Below are 16,914 nucleotides of genomic sequence, written 5' to 3'. Positions count from 1 at the left end.
CCTATAAGGTCTCAACGACCTTATAGGTTTGCAAAAAATGCAAACATGAAAATGGCATCAGCTGTCCCGTCCATGGTAGGTTCATTGGTGGAATAATCCCCGATATCATCCATGTATTTGACATGATCGGGCTGAAATTGGGCAAATTCATCCGATTCCGACAAGGTCAGTCCCACCATTTTCCCGTGAATAGTTTCCCATAAAGGCCCATCGACCAAGCCGCCGGGAATCACTTTTTTGGTAAAATGCCACAACGGTAAATGCACATCCAGCGGAAAATCGCCGTTTTCAGGAATGCCCGTAAACATCGATGTTCCCCACGGATTACGACCCAGCAGCCAATCACGGTGTGCCAACATCGCGGCGTGATAGCGCTTGTCGCCCGTCATGCGTTCGTACAGGATCGCCTGCGTCACAAACGCCGTGACCAAATTATTGGAACACCAAATGAAAGGTACCCCAATGCCGTACGGATTTTGGGCACCTTTGTTGGCTACGCGTTCGAGGTTATGCCGATAATAACCTGCTAATTCTGCTTTGGTGGCGGCATCGGCAATGTCATATAAAGCGGAATGCCCTACATTGACAAAAGGGTACAATTGATAATGAGCCGCCGTATCTTTTTCCATCCATGACGTAGTGCCGATCAGACGGGCGTACCGCTTGGCATCGGTTCGATATGTTTCTTTTTTGGTGACTTTATATAACTCCGCCGCTCCCCATTCCATGTCGTCGGCCCACGTATCTTCGGTATAGCGATAGGGCTGACTATAGCTGTTTCCCTGTTGGTAGCCTTCTTTTTGTTTTCCCAAAGCATACAATTCGATGGCGGCTTTGAGGCATTTTGCGGCAAAAATCGGGTCTTTCAAGTCATTCTTCCAGATGCGCGCCGCAATGGCCATTGCGGCGGCGGAGCGCCCGGCCAGATTGGCTACACCCGTGGCTTCGCTTTTGTACTTGCCGGCCCCCTGCGGTTTTCCGTCCGCAAAATAGACGGCGCGGTAACTGTTAGGCCCCCAGCCATAATCGGCGTTGTCTTTGTGCGGCCATTTAAAGCCGCGATGGTCGCGGTCGTCGGCTACTTGGTGGTATAGTTGGTCGGGTGCCGGGTGCATTTTGTGCATCCAATCCAAGCCCCACTTGGCTTCGTCGAGTACATCGGGAATGCCGTTGGGGTGTGCGTGACCCAGATCGTCTACTTTATCTGCAAAACGGTCTTTGGCCCATTCATAGGCCAAAAGCATGCGTGCCGTGGCGTTGCTGCTCGTAATGAGGTATTTAAGTTGGTCGCCGGCATCGTGCCAACCTCCGCTTGCGTCAATGTAAGAAGAGTCTTTCAACGGTCCGAAGAAGGTTCTGCCATCGCCTTGGTGACAAACTTGGTCGATGTAGGGATTATAGCCGCACCGTTGTTGGCGCATGAAAAACAGTAATTGTTCCTGATACGCCGGATAACCGCCGATGGTAAAACTTCCCGATTGTACATCGGAGTTCTCGAGTTGAATTTGATAAGTTCCAGCAATTTTAAAAGCACTGAAATCAAGGTCATAATAATATTGAAAAGGCGCCCAGGGTTTTGTTCTGCTTGCCTGCAAAGTCGCTTTGAATACTATTTGTTTTGTGGTGGTATGTTGAATGATAAAATTCCCGTTCAATGATTCTTTTGATAGAACCAACGCTACTTTAGCATCGGCAGCCAGGTATCCAACCTGATTGTAACGAATGTACGCTTTGGGCGCAGTTTGGGCATTTATGCTCCGCGAAGTTCCCAAAAGGAACAGGAGTGCAGTGATGCAAAATACGTTCTTCCAAGGGTTTTGAGCGGGGTTCATATTTTGTTAAAGAGTAATAAACAACCGGTTACTGAATATTTTATCATGCTAAAATAGGGGATTAAAAGCATGGTTTTTTGCCTGTTTTGGCGGTTTTACAATGATAAGAGAATGTATAAATGCTGAAACTTCATATAACTCTGCAAAAATGACAAAAAGGAACGGTAAATTTGCACGCTGATTGGACAATCGTCCGCAGCCCCCACCGATAAACACATAAATTACCGCTCAATGCTTACCAACACGCTCGAACAAACCTATTACGTTATTGACTTTGACAGCACGTTTACGCAGGTCGAAGGCTTGGACGAATTGGCCAACATTGCTCTTGCGGGCAATCCCAACCGCGAAAAAGTGGTGCAACAAATCCGTGACCTGACCGAAAAAGGCATGAACGGCGAAATGTCGTTTGCCGAAGGGTTACGCCTTCGTATCGAACTTTTACAGGCCAATCGTTCGCACATCGCTACTTTGATCGAATTTTTACGTACTAAAATATCCGATTCTTTCCTCCGAAATCAGGCTTTTTTGCGCGATTACGCCGATACAATTCTGATCATATCAAGCGGCTTTAAAGAGTTTATTGTGCCGATCGTTACCGAATTGGGGCTCAAAGAAGAAAATGTATATGCCAATACTTTTCGCTTCGACACCGACGGCAACATCATCGGCGTGGACGATGAAAACGTTCTTTCAAAAGACAAAGGAAAAGTAAAACTGCTCCAATCCCTCAACTTGGAAGGCGATGTATGCGCTATTGGTGATGGCTATACCGATTACGAATTACGTGCTTCCGGATTAGCAAATCGTTTTTATGCGTTCACGGAAAATGTTGAACGTGAGAAAGTAACGAGTGTGGCTGACCACATTGTGCCGTCATTGGATGAGTTTTTGTTTTTGAACAACCTGCCGCGCTCACAATCGTACCCTAAAAGTCGCATCAAGATTTTATTGCTCGAAAACGTTCACCCCGTAGCTCGAAAAGCGTTTGAAGATCAGGGTTTTAATGTAGAGTTTGTAAAAGGGGCATTGGATGAAGATGAACTGATCGAAAAGATCAAAGACGTAACCATTTTAGGCATTCGTTCCAAAACAATGGTAACGCGCCGGGTACTGGAAAATGCTCCGCGCCTGATCGCGATTGGGGCATTCTGCATCGGTACTAACCAAATAGATATTAAAACCGCGACCGAACAGGGCGTGGCGGTTTTCAACGCTCCTTACAGCAATACCCGTTCGGTGGTAGAATTGGCAGTGGGCGAAATGATCATGTTGATTCGGAATGTGTTTCCTAAAAGTGTGGGAATGCACGCCGGAAAATGGGATAAATCGGCGAACAACAGCTTTGAAGTACGCGGCAAAAAACTGGGGCTTGTAGGCTACGGCCACATTGGTACTCAATTGTCGGTCATTGGAGAAGCCTTGGGAATGGAAGTGTATTTCTACGATGTGGTCGACAAAATGCCCATCGGTAACGCCAGAAAACTCAAGTCTTTGGATGAGTTATTACAGATCTCAGACGTTTTGAGTATTCACATCGACGGCCGTAAAGATAATAAAAATGTGATCGGCAAACGTGAGTTCGGGCTTATGAAAGACGGAGTCGTATTTCTCAACCTTGCGCGGGGCCACGTAGTGGATGTGGAGGCGTTGGTGGAAGCCCTTAAAAACGGAAAAGTATGGGGGGCAGGTTTGGACGTATTTCCGTACGAACCCAAAACCAACAACGAAGCTTTTGAAAGTGAACTTCGCGGCCTCCCCAACGTAATCCTGACGCCGCATATCGGTGGCAGTACGGAAGAAGCGCAGGAAGGCATTGGGCATTACGTGCCTGAGCGTTTGTTGGAGTACATCAACAACGGCAGCACAACGGGCAGTGTCAACGTGCCCGAAGTGCAGTTGCCGTTGCTCAAAGGCTCTCACCGTCTCTTGCACGTTCACCGTAATGTGCCGGGTATTTTGGCGAAACTGAACAATATCTTTGCCCGCTACAATGTCAACATCACGGGGCAATACCTCAAAACCAACGACCAGATCGGCTACGTCATTATGGACGTAGAGCGCAGCTACGTTGATGGTTTTGTGGAAGAGATCAAAGAAATGGAAGAAACCATCAAGTTTCGGATGTTATATTAGTTATCAGACTTTCCAAGTCTCCAAGACTTGGAAAGTCTTTCTTTAAAAAAGCTTTGCGTCTCTGCCGCAGTAGCGGACCGCTCCTCTGCCACTTTGCGTGAATAAAATTTTGTATGATTACTTTCCCCAACGCCAAAATAAATATTGGACTTCACATCACCGAAAAACGCTCCGATGGTTTTCATAACCTTGAATCGTGTTTTTATCCCGTAGGATGGTCAGATGTGTTGGAAGTAATTCCCGCAAATGAATTTAGTTTCTCGTCGTCGGGCATTGATATTCCCGGCGACCCTGCCAAAAATCTCTGCGTGAAAGCATATGAATTGCTCAAGAACGATTTTGATTTACCGCCATTGGCAATGCATTTGCTCAAAATTATTCCGATTGGCGCAGGCATGGGCGGTGGTTCTTCCGATGCAGCCTTTACACTCACACTTTTAAATCAATTTTATCGGTTAGAACTCTCGACGGAGGCCTTGGAAAATTACGCCCGCCGATTGGGAAGTGACTGCGCTTTTTTTATTCAGAACAAACCCGTTTACTGCTACGAAAAAGGCGACCGCTTTGCCGATATTTCGCTTTCACTTAAAGGCAAATACATCCTCTTAGTATATCCAAATCTGCACATTTCAACGGCCGAAGCCTACGCCGGCGTAAAACCCCAAGTGCCCACGGTAAATTTGTTGGAAGCACTGCAACGGCCGATGCCGGAATGGCGTCATTGTATTCAGAATGATTTTGAGAAAGGGCTTTTTCAGAAATATCCTGTTTTACCCGAAATAAAAGCACTGTTATACGGAAAAGGTGCTGTCTATGCCGCAATGACGGGTTCCGGTTCAACTATTTATGGTATTTTTGAGAAAGCAGCCGATTTAGAGAACATTTTCACACAATATACCGTTTGGCAAGGAGAGTTAATGTAACTCCCTTCAATTGGCCGCAGGCAATCATCATGGGGAAGGCTTCTATTGTTAAAGAAAATCGCTTTACGAAGCGGCGTGAGCCGTTCAATTTTATGCTTTGGATGGGCATAGGCGGAAGCGTATTGATCTTTACCATCTTGCTGGCGGTCTATACCCTGCGAAAATCAGCGGGCGTTTATTGGACGGACGTGCCGCTGCCCGCGCTTTTTTGGGTGAGTACGTTTGCCATTGTCGTCAGCAGTCTTACCCTGCATTTGGCAAATCACAGTTTTCGTACCGACCGTTATCCGCAGTTTCGTTTATATATGTCGGCTACTCTTTTCTTAGGGGTTTTGTTTGTGATTCTTCAATTTTTGGGTTGGCGGCAACTCATTGAGGCGGGCATTTCGACCGTCAATAATCCTTCGGTTGGGTTCATTTATTTGTTTTCGGGATTGCATATTTTCCATATTGCTGTTGGCATTGCAGTGCTGAGTTGGGCGGTGTATCAATCACTTAAAAACAGCACGTACGTTGATGCTTTTGTATTCAGCGTTAATCCCCCCAACCAGCTCAAGATCAAACTTATTACCATTTATTGGCACTTTGTAGACGTGTTGTGGCTGTATCTGTTCAGTTTTCTCTTATATCATCACGGCTTTTGAGAGTGATTCATTGATGTATGAAAAAGAAAATGGTGGGTATTTGTGGAAGCACCCGGCAAAATTCCACCAATCTGGATCTTTTACACGCGATTGCCGAACTGGAAAAAGACAGGATTGAGCTTTATTTATTTACCGACCTCGCTTCCTTACCTCACTTTAATCCCGACGATGATCATGAAAATGTTGATGCCTCGGTTTCGGATTTTCGTCAATTACTGAGTGAAAGCGACGGCATTTTGATCTGTACGCCCGAATACGCTATGGGCGTGCCCGGCACGTTGAAAAATGCGCTGGATTGGACAGTATCTTCGATGGAATTTTCGCATAAACCCACCGCATTAATTACAGCCTCTACCTTGGGCGAAAAAGCGCATCAGTCCTTGTTGGAAACGCTGCGCATCATTGAAGCTGATATTGATGATACTACTGCTTTGGTGATCTCAAACGTAAAAATTAAGGTTAGAGATCGCACGATCATTGATCCGGTCACGCTAAACAAAGTAAAGGCGGTAATGAATGCACTTATTGAAAAGATCCCTAATTGATATACACACTTACGATATTTCAATTTTTTCGGTCAGCCCGGCGTTTCTTCAAAAAATAGCAGATAATTGCTATTTTTGATATAATTCTACTAATTTTTTCGCTTCATTTTCCCAATTATAGGTCGTTTTTATGGCATTTCGCCCATTTTCGCCCATTGACTGCCATTTTTTGGGATACTCAATGCAAGCCAACATGGCAGCGGCAAGGGCTTCGGCATCGTACGGAGAAACGCAAAAGCCGCATTGATTTGGCTCAACCACTGCCTTCAATAATGGTAAATCTGACGTAATAACCGGCAGACCTAAAGCCATGTAATCAAACAACTTAGTAGGATACGAATCGGTATAATCACCGACAGGTTTGAGCAAGGCAATGCCTGCAAGAGCTTTACGCGCATGAAGAAAGGCCAATTGCTGCGGTACATATCCGTGAAAGATCAAATTTTCGTTGACTTGCCGGTAATCTTCCCGTTCATTCAACGTTTGTTGCGGAATTCGTAAATGACCGAATAAATGAAGCACCAGATTGGGATAGTGTTGTTTGACGATCACCATTGCACTCAACAGGGTATCAAAAGCGCGTTCAAAACTGATTACTCCCGCGTAAAAAAAGGTAGGCCGTTGCAAGTCAGGAACAGGAACCGGCTGCGATAGCCACTGAGACGTTGCAAAATTATGAACAATAGCATAGGGTTGTTGAAGATTTTGGTATTCATTCAAATAGGCATCTTCGGTAAAAACAAATTTGAACAATCGGCGCGCACGATGGTCGAAGTACCGAAAAACATTTTCAAACAACCAACCTCGGTTATAGGTCTTGAGCGGGAGTTTTTTGTAAAGATTTTCCTGAACTTCATACACGATCTCAGCTCCCAACCATCGGAACACAAACGCCAACGGCAACAGCTCTGCCACAAAAATATGAACGATGTGCGGCCGTATCCATAAAAATTTGATAAATACCATTGGGTGAACCCAAAGCAGGCGCCATATAAGATGTTGGAAATAAGGTAATTGGCTGAAATGATGCTTAAAAGCAACACCGTTTTTGTCCATGCCGGGGGGCTTGAAATATTCTTTTGGGGCGGCCACTGCTATTGTATACACCTCATAATACTCCTCTAAACTTAGGGCAATTTTTCCCGCAATTCGTGGGTCGGTCATTGAATGAACCGTACTGAGTAACAGAACTCGTTGGCGCGGGGGAGGTTTATGCATATTGCAAATATGGGCTAATCCCCTTATTTTTGAAAAAAGTACCTGCTTTTTTAAACCTATGATGAATGAAAACTACTATAAAAGCCCCTCTATGGCTTGCTGCTAATTTGTTTGTTGCAAGTGTAGTAGCTCAACCGTCACCAAAATTAGAACCGCGTATGAACCCACCTCAGACTGACAAGATCGTTCTTTATCAAATTTACACCCGCCTGTTTGGAAACCTGAATACGACCAACAAATTTTACGGTACCCGCGACGAAAACGGCGTCGGGAAATTCAACGATATTACCGATAAAGCGCTCAAAGAACTGAAAAAATTCGGCATTTCTCACGTCTGGTATACGGGCGTGATCGAGCATGCCACCATGACCGATTTCTCTGCTTACGATATCCCCAAAGATAACCCTTACGTAGTCAAAGGAATTGCCGGTTCGCCCTATGCCATCAAAGATTATTACGATGTCAATCCTGATTTGGCCGTGGATGTACGAAACCGGATGGCTGAATTTGAAGCATTGGTAGAGCGTTCGCACAAGGCCAACCTGAAAGTGATCATTGATTTTGTACCGAATCATGTGGCACGGCATTATAAATCAGACGTAAAACCCGCAGGTGTCAAAGATTTTGGCGAGGGCGAGCATTATGATCAGGCATTTAATCCCCAAAATAATTTTTATTATTTGCCCAATCGGAAGTTTTTGGTTCCGGACAATGTGCCTGTGCCGCCGGGAATTTCAACTTTTCCGTACGAAGAATTTCCTGCTAAAGCAACCGGCAATGACGTTTTTTCGGCCAAGCCGAGCATCAATGATTGGTTTGAAACCGTCAAGCTGAATTATGGCGTTGATTACCTGAACAATCGCAGTAGGCATTTTGACCCCATTCCGAGCACGTGGCTGAAAATGCGTGATATTTTGCTCTATTGGGCGGCTAAAGGTGTGGACGGTTTTCGGTGTGATATGGCCGAAATGGTGCCTTTTGAGTTTTGGGGTTGGGTGATTCCCGAAGTAAAAAAAATAAATCCCGCTGCAATCTTCATTGCTGAAATATACAATCCTGCGGAGTATCGTAACTATCTGTTCAATGGCAAATTCGATTATCTCTACGATAAAGTCGGCCTGTACGATTCGTTACGTCGATTGATGGAAGGCGGTGGCCATACGGCCGATATTACACGGGTATGGCAAAAGGAATCGGGAGATTTTGCCAATCGGATGGTGCGTTTTTTGGAAAACCACGATGAGCAGCGCATTGCTTCGAAATATTTTGCCAAAAATCCATTTTACGCCATTCCGGCAATGGTGGTTTCGGCTACGCTGCATTCCGGGCCGTTGATGTTGTATTTTGGTCAGGAAGTGGGCGTGAATCCAACCGTTGCCGAAGGTTTTTCGGGCGAAGACGGACGTACAACTATGTTTGATTATTGGGGTGTTACCGAATACCAGGCTTGGGTAAACGGCGGCAAATTCGACGGCGGCAAACTCAACGAAGAGCAGAAAAAGTTGCGAGGCTTTTATGCTGATTTGCTCAAATTAGTTAATTCAAGTGATGCCGTTCAAAACGGTGCGTTCTATGATCTGCAATACGCCAACAATAATGGACAAAGCGCGGGCTATAACGACGCCAAGCAATATACGTATCTGCGCCATACCGACAAACAGAAATTATTGATCGTTTGTAATTTTGATTTGCACAACGGCGTTCAAACAACCGTTAAAATTCCTGCCCACGCCTGGGAAACAATGGGACTGTCGGCTACCGGAAAATATACCCTGAAAGAAATCTTTCATGCTCCTCAAACCCTTACCGTAGAAGCGGCGCAGGGAGTACCCGTTACGATGAGTGAGAACAGCGTTCGTATTTTTGAGATAAAAGGTGTAAAATGATGTATCTATTTTGAAAATAATGATGAAAAAATGGTGCTTAATACTGCTGCTTTTTATACTCTCTTCAGCTTGTAAAGAGAAACTGTATCCTGAATTAGTTGGAATTTGGCAACTTACAGAGGTAAAGGACAGTACTAAAGACTGGGATAGCACTAGTTATAGGGTAGGTTCTCGTATTGAGTTCAAAAAAAATGGAATAATAGATTTGGGAACAATAGATTGCTATTGTTCCCACAATAACTCCTATAAGCTTTCAGGTAATACACTTTTTTTTACCTATGGTGAAGCCGGTTGTTACCCTTTTATAGATTGTCCAAGACCTGTGAAAGCAACTATCATTCAAATCGATTCACAAACCCTCATTCTTGATTGGATATTGCCATCTCGGTATCCTGAAAATTTTAATTACCAAGCCAAGTTTAAGCGAATTTAGATAGAAGCCAAAGCATCTGTCTTCCACTTACGCAAATGTTTTCTTTTCTCTGAGTCGGCGCAGAATCCGCTCGGCTTCAACGACCTGTTTTCTGGGAAGACCGCGTGGGAGTTTCACTTCTTTTTGCGGTGGCTCGGTCGGATAAATCTCTTTGATGTCGGTATAATTTAACGAAAAACCCATTTTTTGGGTCAAATGGTCAAACAATTGCCTGTCATGCGTTTGCAGTTGGTCGAGTTCGATCAATACATAATCATTCGGATTTTTTGATTCCAAAAACTGGAGAATGAAATAATTAAGCATGATCCAATTCTTTAAATGTTTGGTTTCAAAAGAACCTAACCCTGCTTTTAGTTTCATACGATGAACCAAGTAAGAAAGGGTGTTTTTTCGCCGTTGCTGCGCTTCAATGTGTCGCCGCTTCCAGGAATCAAGCACCTGAAGATAAGGCCGAAACACAATGATTGCTTTGGCTTCGGGCAAAATGTAATTCCATTCATCCAAAAAGAAACACGTCTGAGGGGCTTTCCAACCCCATTGTGAATGTGCTTCGCTATTGGCCGCGACCAGTTTTTGAGCTTCTTCTATGAAGTCAACGGGAAGCAATGGTTCAGAAGCGGCCAATTGATCTTCACGGGCTGCTTTTTGAAGGCGTACAAAGCGTTTGTCTTCAAAATAGCCATGAGGATTTTCGGGCGTTACCCGATAAAACTCATCGCCGATGAAAAGTCCGCAGGCGCGCAGCCACTTGGCAACAAAAGAAGCTCCGGAACGCATATTTCCCAAAATCATTAATGCATGATGGGATTTTGGCGTAGCCGTAAATTGTGAGTAAAGATGTTGTGGGTTGGTGTAAATAGATGACATTTTGAGTGGGTTTTTATAGGTTATACATAGGTTAGTAAATGGGTCGAATTCCTTAAATGGTAGCCGTTCTCCACCAACAGCGGGTAGAGGATATATAGGCGGTTGTGAGCTGCCGGCCGAAAATTGCAGGAAAACTGTACGAAAAAATCAGCGAATTTCCCTAATGACTTTTAGAATCTATGGGGTAAATCGCTTGATATTCATCGCCATTGTCCATGAATAAGAATGCAAAATGTCTTGTAGTGGGAAGGTGTTTAAGTGGGTACATTGGTTGAGTAAAGGGTTTGGAACGAGGAACGGAGTTTTTCAGAATCAAAAATAAAGAATATACCGAAGAGTTAAAATAATTGTTAGCATATTTCATGCCTTTTTAACTCGAAAAGTCATCTTTTTTTAGGTTTTACAATGAAAAGGTGCTATCAGTAGCTGGTGCTCTCTATGATCTTTTGTTTTTTATGCTTGTTTGTATGCGTTATTCCTTTGCTGCAATGAAAAAAATCACCACGCTTGCTTTCCTTTTTGTTACCTTTTTTGGGTCAATTCTCTTGGCTCAGTCCACAAGACCGGATAGTTTATTGCCGGTCAGAGGATTTTGTATTGCCGCTCCTCAGCCGAAGCAGTTGGATGCCTTCCTAAAATTTATCAATGAAGAATTGGCACCTCGGCAAGTGAACACGCTCATTTTGCGCGTCGATTTCAACTATCAATTTGAAAGTCACCCTGAACTGCGCGACAGCATTGCTTTGTCGAGCAAAGAGGTAAAAAAACTGGTGGCGGTCTGTCGGAAAAATGCTATTCAAATTATCCCGCAGATCAATTTGCTGGGGCATCAATCGTGGGCTACCACAACCCATAATCTGCTGCGGGTCTATCCTGAATTTGATGAAACCCCTCATGTAAAAATGCCCGAAAAATATGCTTGGCCGAATACCGACGGGCTGTACTGTAAAAGCTATTGTCCGTTGCATCCGGGAGTACACAAAGTGGTTTTTGACTTGGTAGACGAAATATGTGCCGCTTTTGAAAGCAAGGCATTTCATGCGGGCATGGACGAAGTATTTTACATCGGTGACGATAAATGCCCGCGTTGCAGCGGACGAAACAAAGCTGAATTGTTTGCGGGAGAAGTCAATACCATTCGAAATCACTTGGCGTTGAAAGATCGTAAACTCTGGATCTGGGGCGACCGACTCATCGACGGGAAAACCACGGGCATCGGCGAATGGGAGGGAAGTATGAATAACACCCATCAGGCCATTGATCTGTTGTCGAAAGACGTAGTGATCTGCGATTGGCATTATGAACGCCCCGACCAAACCGCCGTTTATTTTGCGATGAAAGGTTTCAATGTCATTACATGTCCTTGGCGAAATCCCAAAAATGCACTGCTTCAAACCCAAGATATGTTAAAATTCAGAGCGACGGCTACGAAGGAAATGAAACCGCGATTTTTTGGAATGATGCAAACCGTTTGGTCGCCGGCGGGTTCGTTTTGGGATGAATATTACGGGGTAAAAGTAAACGAAAAAGCGGGAGAAAATACCGCTTCCAATTGCTTTAAAACCATGTATGAAGAAATAAATAAAGCAATCCGCTAAATTTGAAATACATAAGCTCTTAACGTTCTGATCCTAAATTCCTCTCTACTGTGCAAATTACCCTAAAGCGTGTTTTGTCAATTGATGCTTTTCGCGCCCTGACAATGCTTCTGATGATATTTGTCAATGATTTTTGGTCATTGACAGGGATTCCCTATTGGCTTGAGCACGCTAAAGCAGAGGAAGATTTTCTGGGATTTTCGGATATTATTTTTCCGTGCTTCCTTTTCATTTTGGGAATGGCGATTCCTTTTGCCGTCCAAAGTCGTCTGGCAAAAGGCGACAGTTATCAACAAATTATCACTCATATCATTTTGCGCTCCGTGGCGCTTATCGTCATGGGTGTTTTTACCGTCAATGTTCCTGACCTGAATGCCGAGGCAACGGGCATGGGGAGGGAATGGTTTCAGATCATAATGGTCATTGGCTTTTTCCTGATCTGGAACGTATATCCCCAAAGTGTAGGTACTAAGAAGTATATTTTTCTTGGACTGCAAGTGCTGGGAGTGACACTGTTGTGTTATTTGGCGTTTATCTTCAAAGCAGGCGAGAACAGTGCGCTTGTGGGAATGAAAACACAGTGGTGGGGCATTTTGGGCCTTATCGGTTGGACCTATCTTGGATGCGCGCTCATTTATTTGGTTGCCTACAAAAATTCAAATTGGCTGCTCATTTCGTGGAGCATCTTTACCTTTTTTACCATTGCCGGCCATGCCGGGTGGCTCAAAGAAGTTTGGCCTTCCGGTCCGCGCGATTGGATTTTGGGGAATGGCGCTTTCCACGCCTTCGCGATGACGGGGCTTTTGGGTACGCTATTGATGGAATGGTTGCACAAAAAAAATAAAAGAACGCAGGTGCCGTCTATTTTTACGAGTATCGGCGTAGCGATGGTGCTGATCGGACTGCTGTTGAGAAACTTCTTTATTATCTCTAAAATTCAGGCCACGCCTACGTGGGTGTTTCTTTGCAGCGGCATTGCTTTTATGTTATTCTCGGCGATCTATTTTTGGGTTGATCTGAGAGGAAAAGCTAAGTGGTTTGCACCTGTCAAAGCGGCCGGTACGGCCACGCTTACGTGTTATCTGATTCCCTATCTCTATTACAGCATAGCTGATTTATTGCCTTTCAGCTTGCCCGAGGCCCTTAAATATGGTGCCGTAGGATTGTTGAAATCGTTGGTCTATGCTTTCATTGTGATAGGTATCACGGCTGCGTTGGGGAAACTGAATATCAAGCTGAAAATTTAACATTGCCATTATACGATGCTATAAACGTTTCACGCCTATGGCGTATTTGAGAAGAAACCGCATAAAAATCCTATGACCTCTCTGAGGTCATACGTTTACAGAATAATTTGAACAGGTAATTTCATTGACCTCGTAGAGGTCACACCTTGTAGCTGTTAAATAACCACATTTTAACCGGCAACAATAAACTCCAACGCCTCAATAATTCTTATAATAATCGCGAATTTTGCTTGTGAGACGGTCGTAAATGGGTTTGCTGAACTCAATAAAAAGTTGCTGCGGCGGCGGTGGGTTGAGCTCACGCACATTGCACAGTCTTTTTTGATCGGAAGTCAAGGCACGTTCATCGCCGTTGAAGTTGGCCCATTCGCAATTCCAGGTATAATCTCCACGGAATTTCTCCTGTGTTACGACTGATTTATTGCGAAAATCCATGATCTGCATATCCAACAAACCTGACGAAAGGACCGATTTGCGCGTACGGGTCAACTTAGCGGTTACTTTGTTGTAAACTGCTATTTTTTTACCGTTCACGGTTGTTTCTCCCACTTTGACGGAATCTTTGCTGGTGACTACGTCGGTATTGGATGCAATAAGCGTTTGTCCCACCACAAAATCATCAAATTCGAGTTTAACAACATGGTCGGGCTTTAGACGTATCGTTGAAGCTTCCTGTGGTGAATAAAACCGAACAAACTTATTGAGGCGCTTATTGGTCTGTAAAAATTCGTTGACCTTGTTTTGAAAATATTCATTGCTCAATTGATACGCCCGCGACGTGACCAACACCTGTTCCACCACTACTTTAAAGGAAGCGTATTCATACGATTCGTCCAGCATGGATTGCACATTGCGAAAACCACCCAGCAGGGCATTCGTTTTCTCAAAATGCTCATATGCCTGACGGGCCATCTGCCGATTTTCTTTATTTCGCATCGAAACCATGCCGGCTTCGTAGCGCTCGGAGGCTGCTTTTTCGCGTGCGTCTCTCTCCTCCGGCATGAAGCTTCGAACAGTTACCAAACGCTCACAGGCCGGGCATTTACGCAAAGCGTCATACAAACGATTAAGACGCTCGTAAGCATTGACAACCGGCTCTAAATGGAAAGCTTCAGGAGAGTTTTGATAACGGGCTACGTCGTCCAGGTTTTGCTGCAACGCCAATGGATACGCCTGTTTGAGAATATCAGCGGCAGACGAACTTGATGGACTGTCTCTGAGCTTATCGGCGGCCCGGAGAACCGACTCGTCATAATCACCGCGTTTGAATGCTTTTTTAGCGGTTTTGCAGCCGATAAAACAAGTTGTAAAAAGTAGAAGAGTGGCAAAGATAAAGGTAAAAGAGCGCTTCATATTCGTTGTTTATAGGAGCAAAAATAACCGGATTTTGGTAATCTCTTTTCTCAACGCATCTTGTTTCTCTTTACCAAATAAGCCGAAAGAATTTGGTCATACCCTTTGGCTACGTCGGCTTCAATAAAGTCAATTTTATACTGACCGCATTTTAGCTTTAAATCGTGATAATATTTTTTGACTGCTTCCTGATAGTGTTTTTTGACTTGCCCGGGCTGAACCTTTACTTTTTCACCCGATTCCAGATCAATGAATTCATAAGGACGATCATCAAACGCAAATTCTTCTTCGGTTTTGCGGTCAGTAACGTGAAACAGAAGCACTTCGTGGAGATTGTGGCGCAGGTGTTGCATAGCCGAAAAAATGCGATCTGTTTGGTTTATATCTTCAAACATATCGCTGAAAATAACCACCAGTGAGCGTTTATGTATTTTCTCGGCGATCAGGTGCAGCACATCCGCTACGGCTGTTTTGCGTTGATCTTTGGGTTTTTGGAGTATACTCTCCAAATCCAAAAATATCTTATGAACGTGGGAAGGGGTTGACTTGACGGGCGTCTGAATTTCGATCTTATCCGAAAAAGTACACAAGCTCACGGCGTCTTTCTGGCGTTGGAGCAGATTGGCAATACTTGCCGCTGCCATCGCACTAAACGTGATCTTATCGTGATTTGGCTCAGGATAATACATTGACGAAGAGGTGTCTATCAATAAATGACAGCGCAGGTTGGTTTCTTCTTCGTAGCGTTTTACAAACAAACGATCGGTTTTTCCATACACTTTCCAGTCAATATGCCGGGTGGTTTCGCCCGTATTATAGAGGCGATGTTCGGCAAATTCGACCGAAAAACCGTGAAAGGGAGATTTGTGAAGACCGGTAATAAAACCTTCCACCAACTGCCGAGCCAAAAATTCCAGATTCCCGTACTGTCTTACTCTTGAAACATCTAAGGTGCGTGTACTCATTGGCAGTTAGTTAATAAAAAGGTTAAAGTTTGTTGGCCTTTTCAATGATGTCGCCCGTGTCGGTGATGATCTCATTATGGCCGAGCAGGATCATTCCCTCCATTCCCACCACCCTGAGCCTGACTGACGCGATACCGGATTTAATAAAACCCAAGTGTTCTGCCGCAGCGCGGGTCAGATCGACCAGACGTTTGTTATGAAAGGGGCCTCGGTCATTAACTCTTACGATCACCGATTTATTGTTTGATAAATTCGTTACTTCGATCATAGTATTGAAAGGAAGTGAACGATGGGCGGCGGTTAATTCTTTTTGATCAAATTTTTCGCCGAAAGAAGTCTGCCGACCTTCAAACATTTTGTTGTAAAAAGAGGCATTTCCTTTTTCTTCTTTGCCCAGCAACTGCGCCGAGGCAGGATTTAATTTGAAAAGTGAAAGCAGTAAAACTAAATAAAATGCAGTAGAATACATAGGGTCTTTTCGGGTTTATTTCCAGTTAAAGAAAGGGTTTCCACAGAGCTTTTACCTCGAAGCCTACTCAAAAAAATGCAACCTTTTAAAGGGTTAAAGGTTGATAATTAGATGCAAATTTAATATAAACTATGTTTTTTACAAAACCTATTTTAAAAGGCATGTTTTTGATAACGTAAAAGGTGGTAACTTTATTTTACAAAAATTTTGAAAGGCAGCAACAAAACATGTACTTTAGCGTTTGGTTAAACTCTAAACCTACCAAGTATAGTGGAAGATAAAGACAGAGAGAAAATCTACTCTAAGCGCGTAAAAGCCGGTAAAAGAACTTACTTTTTTGATGTGCGTTCGACTCGTTCAAATGATTATTACCTAACCATCACTGAGAGTCGCCGTTTTCCGCAGGGAGACGGATTTGCGTATGAAAAGCACAAGATGTTTCTCTACAAAGAAGATTTTGACAAATTTGTAGATGCACTTCAAGACACTGTAAATCACATCAAAACAGAATTAATGCCAAATATTGATTTCTCACAATACGCCGTACGTGAGGAAGAAGATTATAGTGGTAGCGATCTGAAGTGGGAGTAATACCTGTTTTATAAAACTATCCAATGACTTGCCTCCGGTATTTGCCGGAGGCCTTTTGGTTTTGTAGGTAAGCCTAAATATACTAATTTTGCGACCTCATTTAAGTGTGTCCAATTATTGTTGTGTGTCTTTGGCAATGAAATGAAAAAATATACATTTCGACGCTGATCGATTTTCTGCCAAACCGGCAACTAAAAACTAAAAACT

At 43.9% G+C, this 16,914-nt stretch carries 15 protein-coding genes; 9 read left to right on the top strand and 6 right to left on the bottom strand.

Annotation, left to right across the window (positions count from 1 at the left end; translation table 11 throughout):
- Positions 1–20: 20 nt before the first annotated feature.
- On the bottom strand, positions 21–1,832 hold the full coding sequence (locus ACQY73_RS10010; protein ID WP_428664987.1) for a glycoside hydrolase family 9 protein: 1,812 nt from the start codon (positions 1,830–1,832) through the stop codon (positions 21–23).
- Positions 1,833–2,063: 231 nt separating this feature from the next.
- On the opposite strand from ACQY73_RS10010, the gene serA reads away from it, so the two are divergent.
- From serA to ACQY73_RS09990, 4 genes are all read left to right on the top strand, one after another.
- The gene (gene serA, locus ACQY73_RS10005) at positions 2,064–3,968 is read left to right on the top strand and encodes a phosphoglycerate dehydrogenase (RefSeq protein WP_428664985.1); all 1,905 of its coding nucleotides are present in this window, start codon (positions 2,064–2,066) and stop codon (positions 3,966–3,968) included.
- A 113-nt stretch (positions 3,969–4,081) separates the two neighbouring features.
- Positions 4,082–4,891 (top strand): 4-(cytidine 5'-diphospho)-2-C-methyl-D-erythritol kinase, encoded by an 810-nt coding sequence (ispE, locus tag ACQY73_RS10000; RefSeq protein WP_428664983.1) that lies wholly within the window; start codon positions 4,082–4,084, stop codon positions 4,889–4,891.
- A complete protein-coding gene (locus ACQY73_RS09995; protein WP_428664980.1) occupies positions 4,870–5,535 on the top strand; it encodes a cytochrome c oxidase subunit 3 in 666 nt (221 codons plus the stop codon). Before ispE ends, ACQY73_RS09995 begins: the two co-directional genes overlap by 22 nt.
- A gap of 17 nt (positions 5,536–5,552) precedes the next feature.
- Complete coding sequence (locus ACQY73_RS09990) at positions 5,553–6,080, top strand: NADPH-dependent FMN reductase (RefSeq protein WP_428664978.1); 528 nt, start codon at positions 5,553–5,555, stop codon at positions 6,078–6,080.
- 69 nt (positions 6,081–6,149) lie between these two features.
- On the opposite strand, the gene ACQY73_RS09985 is transcribed toward ACQY73_RS09990, so the two are convergent.
- Positions 6,150–7,298 (bottom strand): glycosyltransferase, encoded by a 1,149-nt coding sequence (locus ACQY73_RS09985; RefSeq protein ID WP_428664976.1) that lies wholly within the window; start codon positions 7,296–7,298, stop codon positions 6,150–6,152.
- Positions 7,299–7,363: 65 nt separating this feature from the next.
- On the opposite strand from ACQY73_RS09985, the gene ACQY73_RS09980 reads away from it, so the two are divergent.
- Together ACQY73_RS09980 and ACQY73_RS09975 are read left to right on the top strand one after the other, a co-directional pair.
- Positions 7,364–9,184, top strand: a complete 1,821-nt coding sequence (locus ACQY73_RS09980; protein ID WP_428664973.1) for an alpha-amylase family protein — start codon at positions 7,364–7,366, stop codon at positions 9,182–9,184.
- A 19-nt stretch (positions 9,185–9,203) separates the two neighbouring features.
- On the top strand, positions 9,204–9,617 hold the full coding sequence (locus tag ACQY73_RS09975) for a lipocalin family protein (protein WP_428664970.1): 414 nt from the start codon (positions 9,204–9,206) through the stop codon (positions 9,615–9,617).
- Between the two features lie 27 nt (positions 9,618–9,644).
- Here ACQY73_RS09975 and ACQY73_RS09970 read toward each other — a convergent pair whose 3' ends face one another.
- Positions 9,645–10,484 (bottom strand): hypothetical protein, encoded by an 840-nt coding sequence (locus tag ACQY73_RS09970; RefSeq protein WP_428664968.1) that lies wholly within the window; start codon positions 10,482–10,484, stop codon positions 9,645–9,647.
- Between the two features lie 488 nt (positions 10,485–10,972).
- On the opposite strand from ACQY73_RS09970, the gene ACQY73_RS09965 reads away from it, so the two are divergent.
- Positions 10,973–12,082: a family 20 glycosylhydrolase gene (locus tag ACQY73_RS09965; RefSeq protein WP_428664965.1), complete on the top strand. Its 1,110-nt coding sequence runs from the start codon at positions 10,973–10,975 to the stop codon at positions 12,080–12,082.
- Positions 12,083–12,132: 50 nt separating this feature from the next.
- Positions 12,133–13,329 carry a DUF5009 domain-containing protein gene (locus ACQY73_RS09960; RefSeq protein WP_428664963.1) on the top strand — a complete coding sequence of 399 codons (1,197 nt, stop codon included), beginning with the start codon at positions 12,133–12,135 and terminating at the stop codon, positions 13,327–13,329.
- Positions 13,330–13,527: 198 nt separating this feature from the next.
- On the opposite strand, the gene ACQY73_RS09955 is transcribed toward ACQY73_RS09960, so the two are convergent.
- The 3 genes from ACQY73_RS09955 to ACQY73_RS09945 are packed head-to-tail and all read right to left on the bottom strand — an operon-like array spanning position 13,528 to position 16,116.
- On the bottom strand, positions 13,528–14,682 hold the full coding sequence (locus tag ACQY73_RS09955) for a hypothetical protein (protein ID WP_428664960.1): 1,155 nt from the start codon (positions 14,680–14,682) through the stop codon (positions 13,528–13,530).
- Between the two features lie 50 nt (positions 14,683–14,732).
- Positions 14,733–15,647, bottom strand: a complete 915-nt coding sequence (locus ACQY73_RS09950) for a DUF58 domain-containing protein (protein ID WP_428664957.1) — start codon at positions 15,645–15,647, stop codon at positions 14,733–14,735.
- Positions 15,648–15,669: 22 nt separating this feature from the next.
- A complete protein-coding gene (locus ACQY73_RS09945; RefSeq protein WP_428664955.1) occupies positions 15,670–16,116 on the bottom strand; it encodes a septal ring lytic transglycosylase RlpA family protein in 447 nt (148 codons plus the stop codon).
- Between the two features lie 270 nt (positions 16,117–16,386).
- On the opposite strand from ACQY73_RS09945, the gene ACQY73_RS09940 reads away from it, so the two are divergent.
- Positions 16,387–16,707, top strand: coding sequence for a DUF3276 family protein (locus ACQY73_RS09940; protein ID WP_013925848.1), 321 nt, complete (start codon positions 16,387–16,389; stop codon positions 16,705–16,707).
- Positions 16,708–16,914 lie beyond the last annotated feature (207 nt).

Source organism: Runella sp., assembly GCF_965279615.1.
Lineage (GTDB): Bacteria > Bacteroidota > Bacteroidia > Cytophagales > Spirosomataceae > Runella.
The sequence above is the reverse complement of the archived record's forward strand: the minus strand, read 5'-3'. Positions and strand labels throughout refer to the sequence as shown.